The organism is Pseudomonas sp. HLS-6 TE3448 (assembly GCF_053629555.1).
In genome coordinates, this window is sequence record NZ_JBRJIO010000001.1 from 3173813 (window position 1) to 3189653 (window position 15841).

The 15841-nt window shown below is 62.1% G+C and carries 16 protein-coding genes and 1 pseudogene; 10 read left to right on the top strand and 7 right to left on the bottom strand.

Annotation, left to right across the window (positions count from 1 at the left end; translation table 11 throughout):
* Positions 1 to 17: 17 nt before the first annotated feature.
* From AB7M23_RS14695 to AB7M23_RS14705, 3 genes and pseudogenes are all read right to left on the bottom strand, one after another.
* Positions 18 to 260, bottom strand: coding sequence for a hypothetical protein (locus tag AB7M23_RS14695; protein ID WP_102052569.1), 243 nt, complete (start codon positions 258 to 260; stop codon positions 18 to 20).
* A 30-nt stretch (positions 261 to 290) separates the two neighbouring features.
* Positions 291 to 653 carry an Hsp20/alpha crystallin family protein gene (locus tag AB7M23_RS14700; protein ID WP_102052568.1) on the bottom strand — a complete coding sequence of 121 codons (363 nt, stop codon included), beginning with the start codon at positions 651 to 653 and terminating at the stop codon, positions 291 to 293.
* An 84-nt stretch (positions 654 to 737) separates the two neighbouring features.
* Positions 738 to 1812 (bottom strand): annotated as a pseudogene (locus AB7M23_RS14705) (NAD(P)-dependent alcohol dehydrogenase).
* A 275-nt stretch (positions 1813 to 2087) separates the two neighbouring features.
* Here AB7M23_RS14705 and AB7M23_RS14710 point away from each other — a divergent pair.
* Complete coding sequence (locus AB7M23_RS14710; RefSeq protein ID WP_454241150.1) at positions 2088 to 3014, top strand: universal stress protein; 927 nt, start codon at positions 2088 to 2090, stop codon at positions 3012 to 3014.
* Between the two features lie 50 nt (positions 3015 to 3064).
* Here AB7M23_RS14710 and AB7M23_RS14715 read toward each other — a convergent pair whose 3' ends face one another.
* Together AB7M23_RS14715 and AB7M23_RS14720 are read right to left on the bottom strand one after the other, a co-directional pair.
* Positions 3065 to 3637 (bottom strand): N-acetyltransferase family protein, encoded by a 573-nt coding sequence (locus AB7M23_RS14715; RefSeq protein ID WP_454241151.1) that lies wholly within the window; start codon positions 3635 to 3637, stop codon positions 3065 to 3067.
* Between the two features lie 88 nt (positions 3638 to 3725).
* Positions 3726 to 4337 carry a hypothetical protein gene (locus AB7M23_RS14720; RefSeq protein WP_454241152.1) on the bottom strand — a complete coding sequence of 204 codons (612 nt, stop codon included), beginning with the start codon at positions 4335 to 4337 and terminating at the stop codon, positions 3726 to 3728.
* A gap of 284 nt (positions 4338 to 4621) precedes the next feature.
* Here AB7M23_RS14720 and AB7M23_RS14725 point away from each other — a divergent pair, with 284 nt between their 5' ends.
* From AB7M23_RS14725 to AB7M23_RS14765, 9 genes are all read left to right on the top strand, one after another.
* Entirely contained in the window at positions 4622 to 5455 is an 834-nt protein-coding gene (locus tag AB7M23_RS14725; RefSeq protein ID WP_454241153.1) for an urease accessory protein UreD, read from the top strand.
* 11 nt (positions 5456 to 5466) lie between these two features.
* Entirely contained in the window at positions 5467 to 5769 is a 303-nt protein-coding gene (locus AB7M23_RS14730; RefSeq protein ID WP_099774060.1) for an urease subunit gamma, read from the top strand.
* A gap of 21 nt (positions 5770 to 5790) precedes the next feature.
* Positions 5791 to 6108: an urease subunit beta gene (locus tag AB7M23_RS14735; RefSeq protein WP_454241154.1), complete on the top strand. Its 318-nt coding sequence runs from the start codon at positions 5791 to 5793 to the stop codon at positions 6106 to 6108.
* Positions 6105 to 7808 carry an urease subunit alpha gene (gene ureC / locus AB7M23_RS14740; RefSeq protein WP_454241155.1) on the top strand — a complete coding sequence of 568 codons (1704 nt, stop codon included), beginning with the start codon at positions 6105 to 6107 and terminating at the stop codon, positions 7806 to 7808. The genes AB7M23_RS14735 and ureC overlap by 4 nt, the downstream gene beginning before the upstream one ends.
* Positions 7809 to 7818: 10 nt before the next feature.
* Positions 7819 to 8316, top strand: a complete 498-nt coding sequence (gene ureE, locus AB7M23_RS14745) for an urease accessory protein UreE (protein ID WP_454241156.1) — start codon at positions 7819 to 7821, stop codon at positions 8314 to 8316.
* A 21-nt stretch (positions 8317 to 8337) separates the two neighbouring features.
* Entirely contained in the window at positions 8338 to 8883 is a 546-nt protein-coding gene (locus AB7M23_RS14750) for a HupE/UreJ family protein (protein WP_454241157.1), read from the top strand.
* A complete protein-coding gene (locus AB7M23_RS14755) occupies positions 8883 to 9557 on the top strand; it encodes an urease accessory protein UreF (protein WP_454241158.1) in 675 nt (224 codons plus the stop codon). The genes AB7M23_RS14750 and AB7M23_RS14755 overlap by 1 nt, the downstream gene beginning before the upstream one ends.
* Before the next feature lie 10 nt (positions 9558 to 9567).
* Positions 9568 to 10194: an urease accessory protein UreG gene (gene ureG, locus AB7M23_RS14760; protein WP_065761775.1), complete on the top strand. Its 627-nt coding sequence runs from the start codon at positions 9568 to 9570 to the stop codon at positions 10192 to 10194.
* 217 nt (positions 10195 to 10411) lie between these two features.
* Positions 10412 to 12466 carry a TonB-dependent siderophore receptor gene (locus AB7M23_RS14765; RefSeq protein WP_454242178.1) on the top strand — a complete coding sequence of 685 codons (2055 nt, stop codon included), beginning with the start codon at positions 10412 to 10414 and terminating at the stop codon, positions 12464 to 12466.
* A gap of 1164 nt (positions 12467 to 13630) precedes the next feature.
* Here the strand turns inward: AB7M23_RS14765 and eutC are convergent.
* Together eutC and AB7M23_RS14775 are read right to left on the bottom strand one after the other, a co-directional pair.
* The gene (eutC, locus tag AB7M23_RS14770; RefSeq protein WP_102052555.1) at positions 13631 to 14431 is read right to left on the bottom strand and encodes an ethanolamine ammonia-lyase subunit EutC; all 801 of its coding nucleotides are present in this window, start codon (positions 14429 to 14431) and stop codon (positions 13631 to 13633) included.
* 8 nt (positions 14432 to 14439) lie between these two features.
* On the bottom strand, positions 14440 to 15831 hold the full coding sequence (locus AB7M23_RS14775; RefSeq protein ID WP_102052554.1) for an ethanolamine ammonia-lyase subunit EutB: 1392 nt from the start codon (positions 15829 to 15831) through the stop codon (positions 14440 to 14442).
* Positions 15832 to 15841 lie beyond the last annotated feature (10 nt).

The window sequence follows — 15841 nt, forward strand, 5'->3', positions numbered from 1 at the left end:
AAGGCCTTGCAGTGGAGTCATCGCTGGAAGTCGACGTGCAGTGGGTGAGTGATGCGCTGCCTGGGAGCAGGGCTGGAGGATGTGCCGTGCCAGCGGGTGGGCGGCGCGCAAGGTGGCAGTACGTGTGGTGCTTTGATTCGGTCTTCCAGGCGCTGCACGAAACAGGTGGCTTCTGCTTCGGTCCGAAAGGCCACGACCCATGTGTCCAGATGAACCAGCCAGCGGCTGGTTGGTGCGTCCTTTTCGAGTTCGATCAGCATGACGACTCTCCTGTCGACGGATGTCGACGGTTACAAGGCGTGTTTCAAATGTCCTTTTTTCAAGAGCCTGAGTGTAAAAAGGCCTTCGTTGAAGGTGAGGCTGAAGTTGTTCAGCGATACCGAGGCAGGAAGGCGGTGTGAGGAGCGAAACGGCCCGGCGCACAGTGATGCGTCGGCACGCCGCTGAACGGCCCAGCCACTGAGCACCAGGTGTTTGGGGCTCAGGTCCAGGTGCAGGTTTTCAATACTCAAACCCTGCAGGTGGGCGTAAATCGTAAAGTTCGTCCTGCTGTTGGCGGCCGCCAATTCCGGGTTGCAGGGCAGCTCCACTTCGCGGCGTCGCAAGGCCGCCATGTCCGGTAATCGTGGCTTGCTCATCAGGGTTGAAAACATTTCGCATGCTCCCGGTCACTGTAGGGGGAACAGCCTCCATGCCTGAAACTATACGGTTTGGTGCTCTATGCGTTTAGCTACTGCTCAAGGCGTAATGGCGACTTTCATGACCCCGTCACGTTGGTGGGCGAACAGGTCATAAGCGGCTTCGATATCGTCAAGTTTGAAATGATGGGTGACCAGCGGCTTGAGGTCGACGCGACCACTGGCGACAACGTTCATCAGGCGGCGCATCCGTTCCTTGCCGCCAGGGCACAGGGTGGTAACGATACGGTAGTCGCCAAGGCCGGCAGCGAATGCATCGACCGGTATGCGCAAGTCGCTCGAGTACACGCCCAGGCTTGAAAGCACGCCACCGGGGCGCAGAACCCGCAGTGCCGACTCAAAGGTGGCCTGCGTACCCAGTGCCTCGATGGCGACATCGACACCGCGTCCATCGGTGAGCGCCATGATCTGATCCACCACATTGCCGGCCTTGAAGTCGACGGTGTGGGTAACGCCCAGCTGTTTAGCGACCTGCAGCGCGTGCAGCGACGGTGTCAACGCCGATGACGGTGGTGGCGCCCATCAGCCGGGCGCCGGCCGCTGCGCATAATCCAATCGGGCCCAGGGCGAATACCGCAACGGTATCACCGATTTGCACGCCGCCGCGCTCCGCACCGGAAAAGCCGGTGGACATGATGTCGGGGCACATCAACACCTGCTCATCGGTGAGGGTATCGGGTATCGGGGAGAGGTTGACCATGGCGTCCGGTACCCGCACATACTCGGCCTGGCAGCCATCGATGATGTTGCCGAACTTCCAGCCTCCCGTAGCACGGAAGCCATGCCGCGTGCCGGGGCCATCCTGGGATGCGCAGCCGCACAGGCAGGCGTAGCTATGGCCACTGGGCGTGATTGCGCCGGCGATCACCCGCTGTCCTTCGCTGAACCCCAGGACTTGTGAACCGAGTTTCTCGATGACCCCGACGGGCTCGTGACCAATGGTCAGCCCTTTGGCGACCGGGTATTCACCGCGCAGGATGTGGACATCGGTGCCGCAGATTGTGGTGGTGGTAATGCGCAGTAGCGCATCCAGCGGTCCAATCTCTGGAATTGGCTTTTCATCCAGAACAATACGGCCTTTTTCAACGAAGATTGCCGCTTTCATTTTCGCCATGGCTGTGTCTCCTGAGCGCAGCGCATCGGTTCTGATCACTTTCAACAGGCTGCTCCTGGCGAGGGGCTGAAAGGTTGATCTGAATCAATGAGTATGGCCCTGAAATCGTGGATCCGCGACCGTGTGTCGTTTTGCCGGTAAAAGAAATGCGGACTCTGACCCACATCAAGCCGCAGGGGGCAGGTGGCCGCAGGATAGGGCTTGAATTGCCTTTGGGCAGCACGCTTCCTGCTTGAAGGGCTGCAGGCCAACTTCCGTCTGATGAGAGGTGCGTCATGACCATGCAAAAACATCTTATGTTGGTGTCCTCGCCGTTGATGAAAGCCGGCCCGGCCTTTGACAGAGCCTCTGCCTTGGCAAAGGCACGGGATGAACCGCTGCACATTGTCGCCTTCGACTATGTGGAGGGGCTCGCAACAGCGGGGCTGGTCAATGCTGAGGCGCTGCAGCAGATGCGCGAGGGCTATGTGGAGCGACACCATGCCTGGCTTGAGGACCAGGCCCGGCCAATGCGCAAGTTGGGTATCGAGGTCACGACCGAAGTGGTGTGGGCCGAGGATGTGTTGCCAGAAATTCTGGCGCACCTGCGTGAGGAGCCGATAGACCTGGTAATCAAGGAGGTCGAGCACGAGTCACGCCTCATGCGCGCGATGTTCACTACCCTGGATATTCATTTGCTACGCGAGTGCAAGGCGCCATTGCACTTTGTGAGCAAAACCCGCAATGCGTTGCCGCGCAGGATTGTGGCTGCTGTTGATCCCTTCCACCCAGACGACCAGTACAAGGGCTTCAATGACCGGATCATTTATGAAGCGCTGAAACTGGCGATGCAGTGCAAGGCTGAAGTGCATCTCGTGTATGCCCATGACCTTTCGTCGATGGGCACGGGAGAGTACGGTTTTTCCACCGGTTCGATGCTGTTTTCCTCAAGCCTGGCGCAGAAGGTCTTCGATATTCAGGGAGAAAGCTTCAATGAGCTGGCCGAACGCAATGGTATCCCCGCTGAAAATCGGCACATGATTGTCGGTAACCCGGCAAAGGTCTTGTCCAGCTTTTCCGAAACCCGCGATATCGATGTCATTGTCATGGGGCGTGTGCATCGGCGAGGGGTGAGCAAAGGCTTCGGCAGTACGGTGGAAGATGTCTTGTACCGGATGCCTAGCAGCGTGCTGGTGGTCACCCCTGAGGACTTCGATGGTTAAGGGCCACCCGGTATGGCGCGCCCCGGTGACCCGGGGCGTGTTCGGGACGGTTAGCGGCTCAGCTCGAGTTCATGGGTCAGCTCGCTGAACTGGCCGTTTTCATAGCGACTGGTAAACCCCAGCTTTTTCGCCAGCCGATGCATGCCGTAGTTACTGGCCAGATCCAGTGAGATCATCTGCTTGAACCCGTTGCGGCGGGCAGCCTCGATCAGGTGCCCCATCAATAGCGTGCCCAAACCCCGGCGTTGCCAGTCGTCGGCAACCGCTACGGCGCATTCGCAGTGCTGCTCTGCTGGCATCGCCGCATAGCGGCTCACACCGACTTCGTGCAACTCGCCGTCGACATGCGCCAGCGCGACGTAGGCGACACGGTCGTGGCCATCCAGGTCCATCAACTGGTCCAGCAGGGTGAGGTCTTCTCGGTTGAATCCGCCCATGAAGCGAGCGCGACGGGCTTCGGCCGACAAGTGCCTGACAAACTGGAATTCGCGCAGGCGATCACGCTCCTGTAACGACCGGATCAGCACATGAGTGCCGTCATTCAAGGCTTCTATCCAATGCTCTTCGGTTTCACCCTGGCATAGCGCGGACAGGGCTTTGTGCTGGCTTGGATCAGTCGACATGGTGGTGCTCCCAGATGGCAAGGGGGGTGGAGGCCTGTTTGAAGGTGTACGACGATCAGCCGCGTTGCGTCTGATTTACATCAAGTCTTCAGTCCTTTGTGCGGTTGGGCGGCAGGCTTTGGATGGCTGGCGGGGCGCGGTTCAGAAATCGTTCCATGCAGGCCATTTGCTCGGCGTCGGTCACTGCTGAATAGGCGGCACTGTTGAGCCATTGGCTGTGGAGCAGTGCAAGGCGGACAACCCCGTTTTTCTCCATAAAGCGTTGGGAGATGCACTGGCATACCGGGCCCACCAGGTAGGCCAATGCCTGTTCCTGCTCGTTGGCGACCAAGGTGCTGGTTAAGCGGGTAACGCAGGTGGCGACAAGTGCTGCGCCAGCGCGCGCTGCCAGATAGGCCGTTGCGGTGTAACCGCCGACGAAAAGCAGCATGATAAGCGTGAGCAGGATCAGCTCGTGAGGTCGTCGACGGCGCACAGGGACGGCCCTCTCCAGCGTTTTGGGTGATGCATCGGCTGGGGTGCTGGACGCTCGCGCGCAAGCCAGACCGATCAGCCAGCAGCCCGTGGTAAAGATCAGAATCACTACCAGCAGCGCCAGCCACAGCCGGTTGAACACGTCGAACCCGGTGATGATCGCCAGCACGCTGACGAAACCAAGACCACCGACGACAAAGCCGAGCCGTGCCAAGGCGTCGATCAATCGGGCTTGTCGTTTGTCGACCTTCATGGCATCGCCCTCGTGCGCCTACCCACCTCAAGGGTAGTTCGCCGTGCAGCCTGTGCTCGGTGCATGGCCTGCTGCGCCACAACCACGCACGTCGGGAATTGGCCCACAACCTGCATTGGCCCCTGCATCGATAGCTGATCGATTGGTCAAACACGTTGTGCGCTGTTGTCGTGCATGAGGTGAGGGTTGTTCAACTGCACCTGTGGCCTGCTCGCCCTTTCGGCGCACAGTGCCCAGTGTTCACCGGGGCGGGTTGCATGTTTGTTGCTGAACCACTCGACGCCGCTTGCATCCCTGCAGGCTGGAGCGCCGAGCTCACGCTGCGTTTTGTTCGTTGTGACACGAAGACCTGTATTGGTGCGCGACGTCACTTCGGACCTCTTTTGGTGCAACGTCCGTTCTACCCCGAGGGCGCGCCGTGCCACGTGTATGTGCTGCACCCGCCGGGCGGTGTGGTGGGGGGCGACCGCCTGGCGCTGGATATCCACCTGGAGCCAGGCAGCCACGCGCTGATGACCATGCCCGGCGCCACCAAGTTCTACCGCAGTGCCGGCCCGACTTCGATCCTCAAGCAGCATTTTCACCTGGCAGAAGACAGCATCCTGGAGTGGCTACCTCAGGACAGCATCTGCTTTCCCGGCGCCCGTGTGTCGTTGCAGACCTGCTTTAGCCTGGCCCCCGGTGCCCGCCTGCTGGCGTGGGAAACCCTGTGCCTTGGGCGTCCGGTGATGGGCGAGACCTTTAGCCATGGTGCGCTGGACAGCTGCTTGCACATCGACATGCCTGATGATCCCGGCCTGCATGAACGCCTGCGCCTTGAGGGTGGGCACCTGGGCAAACTCGGCGGCTACCCGTTGCTGGCGACGTTCTGCGCCGCTCCGGCTAACCCGCAACTGTTGGAGCAGGTTCGCGCCCTGATCGACGACCTTGTCACGCCCGCCGGGGCAACCCTGCTGGGGCAACTGTTGGTGGTCCGCCTGCTGGACCACGACAACCAACGCCTGCAATCCACCCTGCAACGGCTGTGGCACGCCTTGCGACCGGCTGTTGTCGGCCTGCCGCCGTGCCCGCCACGCATCTGGGCTACCTGAGAAAACACACCATGGAACTGACGCCAAGAGAAAAAGACAAGTTGCTGCTGTTCACCGCGGCGTTGCTCGCCGAGCGGCGCCGCGACCGAGGGCTGAAACTCAACTACCCCGAAGCCGTGGCGCTGATCAGCGCCGCCGTCATGGAGGGGGCACGGGATGGCCGTACGGTCGCCGAACTGATGAGCCTGGGCCGTGAAGTCGTGGGTCGTGAGCAGGTGATGGAAGGTGTTGCAGAAATGATCCACGACGTGCAGGTGGAAGCGACCTTCCCCGATGGGACCAAGCTGGTCACCGTCCATGACCCGATCGTCTGACCGCCGCTGCAGGAGAACGCCATGATCCCCGGAGAAGTACTGGTCGCCGACGGCGACCTCGAACTCAACACAGGCCGCGAAGCGCTATGTGTCAGCGTCGCGAACCACGGCGACCGGCCAATTCAGGTCGGGTCGCACTACCACTTTTATGAGGTCAACAACGCGTTGGTATTCGACCGTGAAGCCACCCGTGGTTTTCGCCTGGACATCGCCGCCGGTACAGCCGTGCGCTTTGAACCGGGCCAGTCGCGTACCGTCAACCTGGTGGCATATGCCGGCAAACGCGAGGTCTACGGTTTTCAGGGGCGGGTGATGGGCAAGCTGGAGGCAGGGGCATGAGTCGAATTTCTCGTCAGGCCTACGCCGACATGTTTGGCCCCACCGTCGGCGACCGCGTGCGTCTGGCCGACACCGACCTGTGGGTGGAGGTCGAGAAGGACTTCACGATCTACGGTGAAGAGGTCAAGTTTGGCGGTGGCAAGGTGATCCGTGACGGCATGGGCCAGGGCCAGATGCTCGCAGCAGACGCAATGGACCTGGTATTGACCAATGCGCTGATCATCGACCACTGGGGCATCGTCAAGGCCGACATCGGCGTCAAGCACGGCCGCATTGCGCGCATCGGCAAGGCGGGCAACCCCGACGTGCAGCCGGGGGTAACCGTGCCGGTAGGGCCTGGCACCGAAGTCATCGCGGCCGAGGGCAAGATTGTCACGGCCGGTGGCATCGATTCGCACATTCACTTTATCTGCCCGCAGCAGGTCGAGGAGGCGCTGACCTCTGGCGTCACCACCTTCATTGGTGGCGGCACGGGGCCGGCCACGGGCACCAATGCCACCACCTGCACGCCGGGCCCTTGGTACCTGTCGCGCATGTTGCAGGCCGCTGATGCGCTGCCGATCAATATCGGCCTGCTGGGCAAGGGCAACGCCTCGCGGCCCGAAGCCCTGCGCGAGCAGATCGAGGCCGGTGCCGTGGGCCTCAAGTTGCACGAAGATTGGGGCTCGACGCCCGCAGCCATCGATTGCTGCCTGAACGTGGCTGAAGAAACCGACGTGCAGGTGGCGATCCACAGTGACACCCTCAACGAATCCGGTTGCGTCGAGGACACCCTGGCAGCCATCGGTGATCGCACCATCCATACCTTTCATACCGAAGGGGCGGGCGGTGGACATGCACCGGACATCATCCGCGCCGCTGCCTTCGGCAACGTGCTGCCATCCTCGACCAACCCGACCTTGCCGTACACCATCAACACGGTGGATGAGCACCTCGACATGCTGATGGTCTGCCACCATCTTGACCCGAGTATTCCCGAGGATGTGGCCTTCGCCGAATCGCGGATTCGCCGCGAGACCATCGCTGCCGAAGACATCCTGCACGACATGGGCGCTTTCTCGATGACGTCGTCCGACTCCCAGGCCATGGGCCGCGTCGGTGAAGTGGTGTTGCGTACCTGGCAGGTCGCCCACCAGATGAAACGGCGGCGCGGCCCACTGGCGCCGGACACCGCCCGCAACGACAACTTCCGGGTCAAGCGCTACATCGCCAAGTACACCATCAACCCGGCACTCACCCATGGCATCGCTCATGAGGTGGGCTCGGTCGAGGCCGGCAAGCTTGCCGACCTGGTGCTCTGGTCGCCGGCGTTCTTTGGCGTCAAGCCGTCGCTGGTAATCAAGGGCGGGATGATTGCCATGGCGCCGATGGGGGACATCAACGGTTCGATCCCGACCCCGCAACCGGTTCACTACCGGCCGATGTTTGGCGCCCTGGGGGCTGCCCGACATGCCACGCGCATGACCTTTTTGTCCCAGGCGGCGGTAAACCGAGGCGTGGATCAGGCGCTGGGCCTGCGCAGCCTGATCGGCGTGGTGAGCGGCTGTCGTCGTGTGCGCAAGGGCGACATGGTGCACAACGGCCTGCAGCCAACGATCGAGGTGGACTCACAGACCTACGAAGTACGCGCCGACGGCGAATTGCTGGTGTGTGAACCGGCCAGTGTGCTGCCAATGGCGCAGCGTTACTTCCTGTTTTGAAGGAGCAAGCATGATTGTCTTAACCCACCGGGTAACGGATGCGCCGCGAATCAGCGGCACCGTCACCCTCGCTCTCGACACTCGCATCAAGAGCCGCGTGCGCATCACCCTGGACGATGGCCGAGAGGCTGGCCTGATGTTGGAACGTGGCCAGCTGATTCGCGGTGGCGAGTTGCTTGCAAACGAGCAGGGCACAGAAGTGATTCGGGTACAGGCGGCTGCCGAGCAGGTGTCAACGGTGCGTAGCGACGACCCGTTGCTGTTGGCGCGTGCGGCCTATCACCTGGGCAACCGCCATGTGCCATTGCAGATCGAAGCCGGTTTGCTGCGCTACCAGCACGACCATGTGCTGGACGACATGGTGCGAGGCCTGGGCTTGCAGGTTGCCCGGGAGCCGGCGCCGTTCGAGCCAGAGGCGGGCGCTTACCAGAGCGCACCGCATAGCCATAGCCATAGCCATGCCCACGACCACCCCTTCGTGCGTGTGCCCGGCCACGCCCACCCCTGAACTCGACCTGGAGGCACCCCCATGAAAAAGACCCTGGCCCTTGCACTGCTGCTGATTGCGCTACCGGCCTTCGCCCATCCGGGGCATGACACCCACCCGCTGCAGGACGGCCTGCTGCACCCGCTGACCGGCCTTGACCACTTGCTGATGCTGCTGGGTACCGGTGTCTTGGCCGCATTGACCGGCCGCACCCTGGCACTGCCGTTGTTGACCCTGAGTGCCATGTTGGGTGGCGCCGTGCTTGGCCATCTGCTGGGTGGTGTGCCGGGTATGGAAGTCATGATCATCGGCTCGTTGCTGGTTGCGGCTGGCGCACTGCTGTTGCCGGGCCGTCAGCGCTTGCTGGCCCTGGCCATGCCACTGTTTGCCCTGTTCCACGGCTGGGCCCACGGGGTCGAGGCCAGCCCTGGTGCCTTCTGGGTATTCAGTGCCGGTTTCGTGGCCGTCAGCGCCATGCTGTTGTGGGTGGGCTTCGTCGGCGGTTGCCTGCTGCGTCGCCATCGCCGCTTGCAACACCTCTTCGGTGGAGGCTTGCTGGCGGGTGCAGCAATGGTGCTGGCCGGCTGATGAGTACCGATCTCAAGCTGCTGCGCCTGCTGCAGTTGGCCAGCCCCAACCTGCCGGTGGGTGGCTTCACCTACTCGCAAGGCCTGGAGTGGGCGGTGGAGGCGGGCTGGGTATGCGGTGCCGAAGGCTTTCGCGCCTGGCAGCGTGAGCAGCTCGAAGACACCCTCGGCCACCTCGACTGGCCACTGCTGGCGCGCCTGTATCAGGCCTGCTGTGACGACGACGCCTCGGCGTTCGCCCGCTGGAGCCAGTTCCTGCTGGCCAACCGCGAGACCGCCGAGCTGCGGCTGGAAGAGCGCCAGCGTGGCATGGCTCTGGCCCGGTTGCTGGATGGCTGGCAACTGTGTCAGGCGCCGGCATGGCGCCCGAGCCTGGAACTGACCCAACTGGGCGGCATGGCCTGGCTGGCCGCGCACTGGGGCATCCCGTTACGTGACCTTGCCCTCGGCCACGGCTTCGCCTGGCTGGAAGGCGCGGTGATGGCGGGGGTCAAGCTGGTGCCCTTCGGTCAACAGGCTGCCCAGAGCCTGCTACGCGACCTGTGCGGCGAGCTGCCTGGCGTGCTGGACACGGCCCTGACACTCCCTGACGCGCAACTCGGGGGTGGCCTGCCGTTGCTGGCCATCGCCTCGGCTCGTCACGAAACCCAATACACCCGATTATTCCGCTCCTGAGGAAACTGCCATGCAAAGCTACAAGCAACCCCTGCGCGTTGGTGTCGGCGGTCCGGTCGGCTCCGGCAAGACCGCATTGCTCGAAGCCCTGTGCAAAGCGATGCGCGACCATTACGAGATTGCCGTGGTAACCAACGACATCTATACCAAGGAAGACCAGCGCATCCTTACCGAAGCGGGCGCCCTGGCCCCCGAACGTATTGTTGGTGTGGAAACCGGTGGCTGTCCGCATACCGCCATCCGCGAAGATGCTTCGATGAACCTTGCCGCAGTGGAAGAGCTGGCGCGTAAGTTTGGCAACCTGGAAGTGATCTTCGTCGAGAGTGGTGGCGATAACCTCAGTGCCACTTTCAGCCCGGAACTGGCCGACCTTACGGTGTACGTGATCGACGTGGCCGAGGGCGAAAAAATCCCGCGCAAGGGTGGCCCGGGTATCACCAAATCGGACTTTCTGGTGATCAACAAGATCGACCTGGCACCCTACGTGGGGGCTTCACTGGAAGTGATGGAGCGTGATACCCAGCGCATGCGCCCTGCGCGACCCTGGGCGTTCACCAACCTCAAGACCGGGCATGGGCTGCATACCGTGATCGACTTCATCGTCGAGAAAGGCATGCTGGATGCCGCTCGCGCCTGAGGGCACGTACTGCCGAGCCTGGTTTCTACCCTGTTGTAGGGGCCGGGTTTGCTGTCGATGAACACATTGAATCATTTGCAATATTTACATGAGAATCATTACCAAATTAAAATCGATGCCATTCACACCCCTTTGAGCATCGCCTTTGAACGCCGTATCCAACCTGTTTTCTCGTTCACCTTCCGCTCCCTTCCTGCTCTGTGCGCTGACCAGCGCCATGCTGTCTGTTCCGGCTGCTGCCGAACCTGCACAGACCACACTGCCTGCGACGCAGATCGCCGCCGAGGCTTCCGACACGGCAGAAGGTTACCGTGCCAGCAGTGCCAGTACGGCGAGCAAAAGTGACGTTCCACTCAAGGACGAGGCACAGTCGGTCAACGTGGTGACACCGCAGACCATTGCCGACTACAACGTTCGCTCGCTGGACGATGCCATGAAGTTCGTCAGTGGTGTCAGCCAGGGCAATACCCTGGGCAACACCAAGGATTCGCTGGTCAAGCGTGGGTTTGGCACCAACGACGACGGCTCCATCCTGCGTGATGGGGTACGCTCGGTGGTCTCGCACAACTTCAGCGCCACCACCGAACGTGTCGAAGTCCTCAAGGGGCCGGCCTCGCTGCTGTATGGCGCCATGGAGCCTGGCGGCGTGATCAATGTGATCAGCAAACAACCCCAATACGTGCGCAGCACCACGCTCAGTGGCTCAGCCTTCAGTGAAGGTGGTGGCAGCTTTGGGGTGGACACCACCGGCCCGCTGGGTGATACCGGCCTGGCCTATCGCCTGGTAGCCGAGCGGCAGAGCGAGGACTACTGGCGTAACTACGGGGTCGACCAGCATACCCTCATCGCGCCATCGCTCAGTTGGACCGGTGAGCGCGCCAGCCTCACGCTGGCCTACGAATACAACGATTACACGAGCCCGTTTGACCGTGGCACCGTGTTTGTCGATGGGCATCCCGCCAGCGTCGACTATGACAAGCGGCTGGATGAGCGTTGGGCAAAAACCGAGGGGATCAGCGAAACTGCCACGGCGCGGTTTGAGTACCAACTGAGCGATGCCTGGAAGACCCGCCTGACCTACGGCTGGAATAACGACCGCTACAGCCTGGCGATTGCCCAACCCTCGGCACTGTCTGCCAGCGGTGTACTGCAGCGCCGGGCCAATGGTGGGCTCTACGATTACGAAACCCGCTATGCCAGCCTGGACTTCATTGGCCAGCAGGTATTTCTGGGGCAACAGCACGACCTGCTGATCGGTGCCGAGCAGGAAGACTCTGACAAGTTCCGCGGCAAGACCTACCGCAATGCCGTGGACAAAGACTTCAATATCTATTTGCCGGTTTACGGTGGCATGGATAAGCCAAGCCTCATCAGCCAGGCCGACAGCAACCTGAGCAATCAGCTGACCTCCACGTCGCTCTACCTGAAAGACAATTGGCACCTGAACGATCAGTGGATTCTGGTCTTGGGTGGCCGTTATCAGCATTACGACCAGTTCAGCGAACAGGGGCTGGGCAGCAAGCGGAAGTTGAACCGTGACAGCAATGGCGCCACCTTCCTGCCGATGCTGGGGGTGGTTTTCAAGGTCAACGACGACCTGTCGCTTTACGGTAACTACAGCCGTTCATTCGTGCCCAATGACGATGTGGACGACAATGGCAATACCTTTGATCCTGAAGAGGGGCGTAGTTACGAAGTCGGTGCCAAGTATGACCTCGCGCCTGGCCTCAACCTGAACCTGGCGCTGTTCGACATCGAGAAGAAAAACGTTGTGACCCCTTCGGCAGTAACCGGTATCAACGAGGCGGCGGGCAAGGTGGGTTCCCGTGGTCTGGAGCTGGATGTAACCGGGCGCATTGCCGAGCGCTGGGACATGATCGGCACCTATGCCTACACCCGAACCGAGATTCTTGACGACCCGCAGAATGAAGGTAATCGTCTGGGCCAGGCGCCTGAACACGTCGCCAGCCTCTACCTGAGCCACCACTTGCAGGTGCCTGCGGGGCTGGGTGACTGGCATGCGGGCGGCGGTGCTCGCTATGTCGGTGACCGCGCCGGAAACAACGAAAACACGTTCTACATGAGCAGCTACACCGTGGCGGATGCGTTCTTGCGCTGGGACGTACCGATGGCGGGCTACAAGACGCGCCTGCAACTGAACGTCGACAACCTCTTTGACAAGCACTACTACCCATCGAGCACCGGCAGTGCGTTGCAGGTCAATGTGGGCGAACCCCGTACGGCCAGGATCAGCGCCAGCGTCACCTTCTAGCGTAATCGCTGTGTGAGTTGGCTTGCCAACGATGCAGACGCCATCGCAGGCAAGCCAGCTCCAACAGAGCCCGCGCCAGCTGTAGGAGCCGGGCTTGCCCGCGATACAGACGCCGCGAACTCACGGACACACCACCGACGCCATCGCAGGCAAGCCAGCTCCAACAGAGCCCGCGTCAGCTGTGGGAGCGGGTCTTGCCCGCGATACAGACGCCACGAACTCACGGATACCCCACCGACGCCATCGCAGGCAAGCCAGCTCCAACAGAGCCCACGTAACCTGTAGGAGCCGGGCTTGCCCGCGATGCAGACGCCGCGCACTCTCTGAGACCCCACCGAGGCCATCGCAGGCCAGCCTGCTCCAACAGGCTCCGCGCCAGCTGTAGGAGCCGGGCTTGCCCGCGATGCAAACGCTGCGAACCCACGGACACCCCACCGACGCCATCGCAGGCAAGCCAGTTCCAACAGAGCCCGCGCCAGCTGTAGGAGCCGGGCTTGCCCGCGATGCAGGCGCCGCGAACTCGCTGAGACCCCACCGACGCCATCGCAGGCAAGCCAGCTCCAACAGGGCCCGCGTCAGCTGTAGTAGCCGGGCTTGCCCGCGATGCAAACGCCGCGCACTCACAGGCACCCCACCGACGCCATCGCAGGCAAACCTGCTTCAACAGCGCCCGCGCAACCTGTAGGAGCCGGGCTTGCCCGCGATGCAGACGCCGCGAATTCGCGGACACCCCACCGACGCCATCGCAGGCAAGCCAGCTTCAACAGCGCCCACGCAGCCTGTAGGAGCCGGGCTTGCCCGCGATGCAAACGCCGCGAACTCATGGACACCCCACCGACGCCATCGCAGGCAAACCTGCTTCAACAGCGCCCGCGCAACCTGTAGGAGCCGGGCTTGCCCGCGATACAAACGCCGCGAACTCGCGGATACGCCACCGACGCCATCGCAGGCAAGCCAGCTCCAACAGAGCCCGCACCAGCCTGTAGGAGCCGGGCTTGCCCGCGATGCAAACGCCGCGAACTCACGGGCACCGCGCCGAGGTCATCGCAGGCAAGCCAGCTCCAACAGGGCCTGCGCCAGCCTGTAGGAGCCGGGCTTGCCCGCGATGCAAGCGCCGCGTATTCAGCGGGCTAGGCACCACAGATCCAGCGCTCGGACGGTTACCTAAACAAGAAAATTCCCCGGTCGAACCTCACCAGTGCCTTCCAGCACCGGTATCTGCGCCTCGTCCTTCAGGTTCACTCCCGACAACTGCCGCCGCCAGGCCTCGCGCATCAGGTAACCCAGTTTGTGGGTGGCCATGGCGTAACTCAGCCCCTCCAGCCGCACATTGGAGATGCAATTACGCGATGCGTCGTTCAAACCCACCCGTGGGGCATAGGTGAAGTACAGCCCGAGGCTGTCCGGCGAGCTGAGCCCGGGCCGTTCACCAATCAGAATCACTACCATGCGTGCGCCGAGCCGTTCAGCCACTTCATCGGCAACGGCCACGCGGCCTTGTTCGACCAGGCAAATCGGCGCAACGCTCCAGCCTTCATCCTTGGCCAGTGCTTCGATACGCTGGAGCATCGGTAGGGCATGACGGTGTACCGCCAGCGCAGACAGCCCGTCTGCCACCACCAGGGCCAGGTCGACCCCTTCCGGTTGAGCCTTGGCGTAGTCGCGCAGTTGCGCCACCGACGCTTCGTTCAAGCGCCGGCCCAGGTCGGGGCGTTGCAGGTAGGTGTGCCGGTCTGGCGCGGCGCTGTGCAGGGCCAGGCTCTGCCCGCAGCCTGCTGCCAAACCGGCCAGGTCAAAACGCAGGTGCACCGCGTCACGTGCCTGGGCATGGGCGTACTGGAAGTCGAGTTGTGCGGCCGTGGGCAAGCTGGTGCCTGCACGGCCCAGGGCAATCCGTGCCGGGGTCAGGTTGCGCAGCTGTTGCCAGGGGTCGGGCTGGGCTGGGCTTTTGGCGTTATCGTCCATCGTTACCTCTACTTCAACTGTGCCAGGGCGTTGCGAAACAGCGGTGGTACGCCGCTGCCCAGGCGCACTTGGCCGTCGCGTTGTTGCAGGATGTCCATGCGGGCCAGCCATTCCTCAAACTCCGGTGCCGGTCGCAGGCCTAGGGCCTTGCGCGCATACAGGGCATCGTGGAATGAGGTGGTCTGGTAGTTGAGCATGACGTCATCGGAACCTGGAATGCCCATGATGAAGTTGATCCCCGCCACACCCAACAAGGTCAGCAGCATGTCCATGTCGTCCTGATCGGCTTCGGCATGGTTGGTGTAGCAGATATCGCAGCCCATGGGGACGCCGAGTAGCTTGCCGCAGAAATGATCCTCCAGTCCGGCACGGATGATCTGCTTGCCGTTGTACAGGTATTCCGGGCCGATGAAACCGACCACGGTGTTCACCAGGAACGGGTTGAAATGCCGGGCCACGGCATACGCGCGAGCTTCGCAGGTCTGCTGGTCGACACCATGGTGAGCGTTGGCCGAAAGGGCGCTGCCCTGTCCGGTTTCAAAGTACATCAGGTTGTTACCCAGGGTGCCGCGTTTCAGGCTCAGGCCCGCCTCGTAGCCTTCCTGGAGAATGCCAAGGCTGATGCCGAAACTGCTGTTGGCCGCTTGGGTGCCGGCGATGGATTGAAACACCAGGTCCAGTGGCACGCCTCGTTCAATTGCGGCCACAGAGGAGGTGACATGGGTCAGCACGCAGGATTGCGTTGGAATGTCGTAATGCTGGATGACCCCATCGAGCATCTTCAGCAATTCGCTGATGGCGCTGAGGCTGTCGGTGGCCGGGTTGATGCCGATCATGGCGTCGCCATTACCGTACAGCAGGCCGTCGAGCAGGCTGGCGGCGATGCCAGCAGGATCATCGGTCGGGTGGTTGGGTTGCAGCCGCGTGGACATCCGCCCACGCAGCCCCACGGTATTGCGAAAACGCGTCACCACGCGGATTTTCTGCGCGACCAGCACCAGGTCCTGAACGCGCATGATTTTTGAAACAGCGGCCGCCATCTCTGGGGTCAAGCCGGGCGCCAGTGCCTTGAGGCTGGCTTCGTCGGCTTCGTCACCCAGCAGCCAGTCACGAAAGCCACCAACCGTCAGGTGGCTGACCGGTGCGAAGGCCGCAGGGTCGTGGCTGTCAATGATCAGGCGTGTAACTTCATCCTCTTCATAGGGGATCAGGGCTTCGCTGAGAAAGCGCTTCAAGGGCACATCGGCCAAGGCCATTTGTGCCGCTGCACGTTCCGCGTCACTGGTGGCAGCTATCTCTGCAAGACAGTCGCCAGAGCGCGCCGGGCTGGCCTTGGCCATCAATTGCTTTAGGCTTTCAAAACGCCAGGTCGTGCCGGCGACTGTATGCACGAAGCTCATGGTGTGTCTC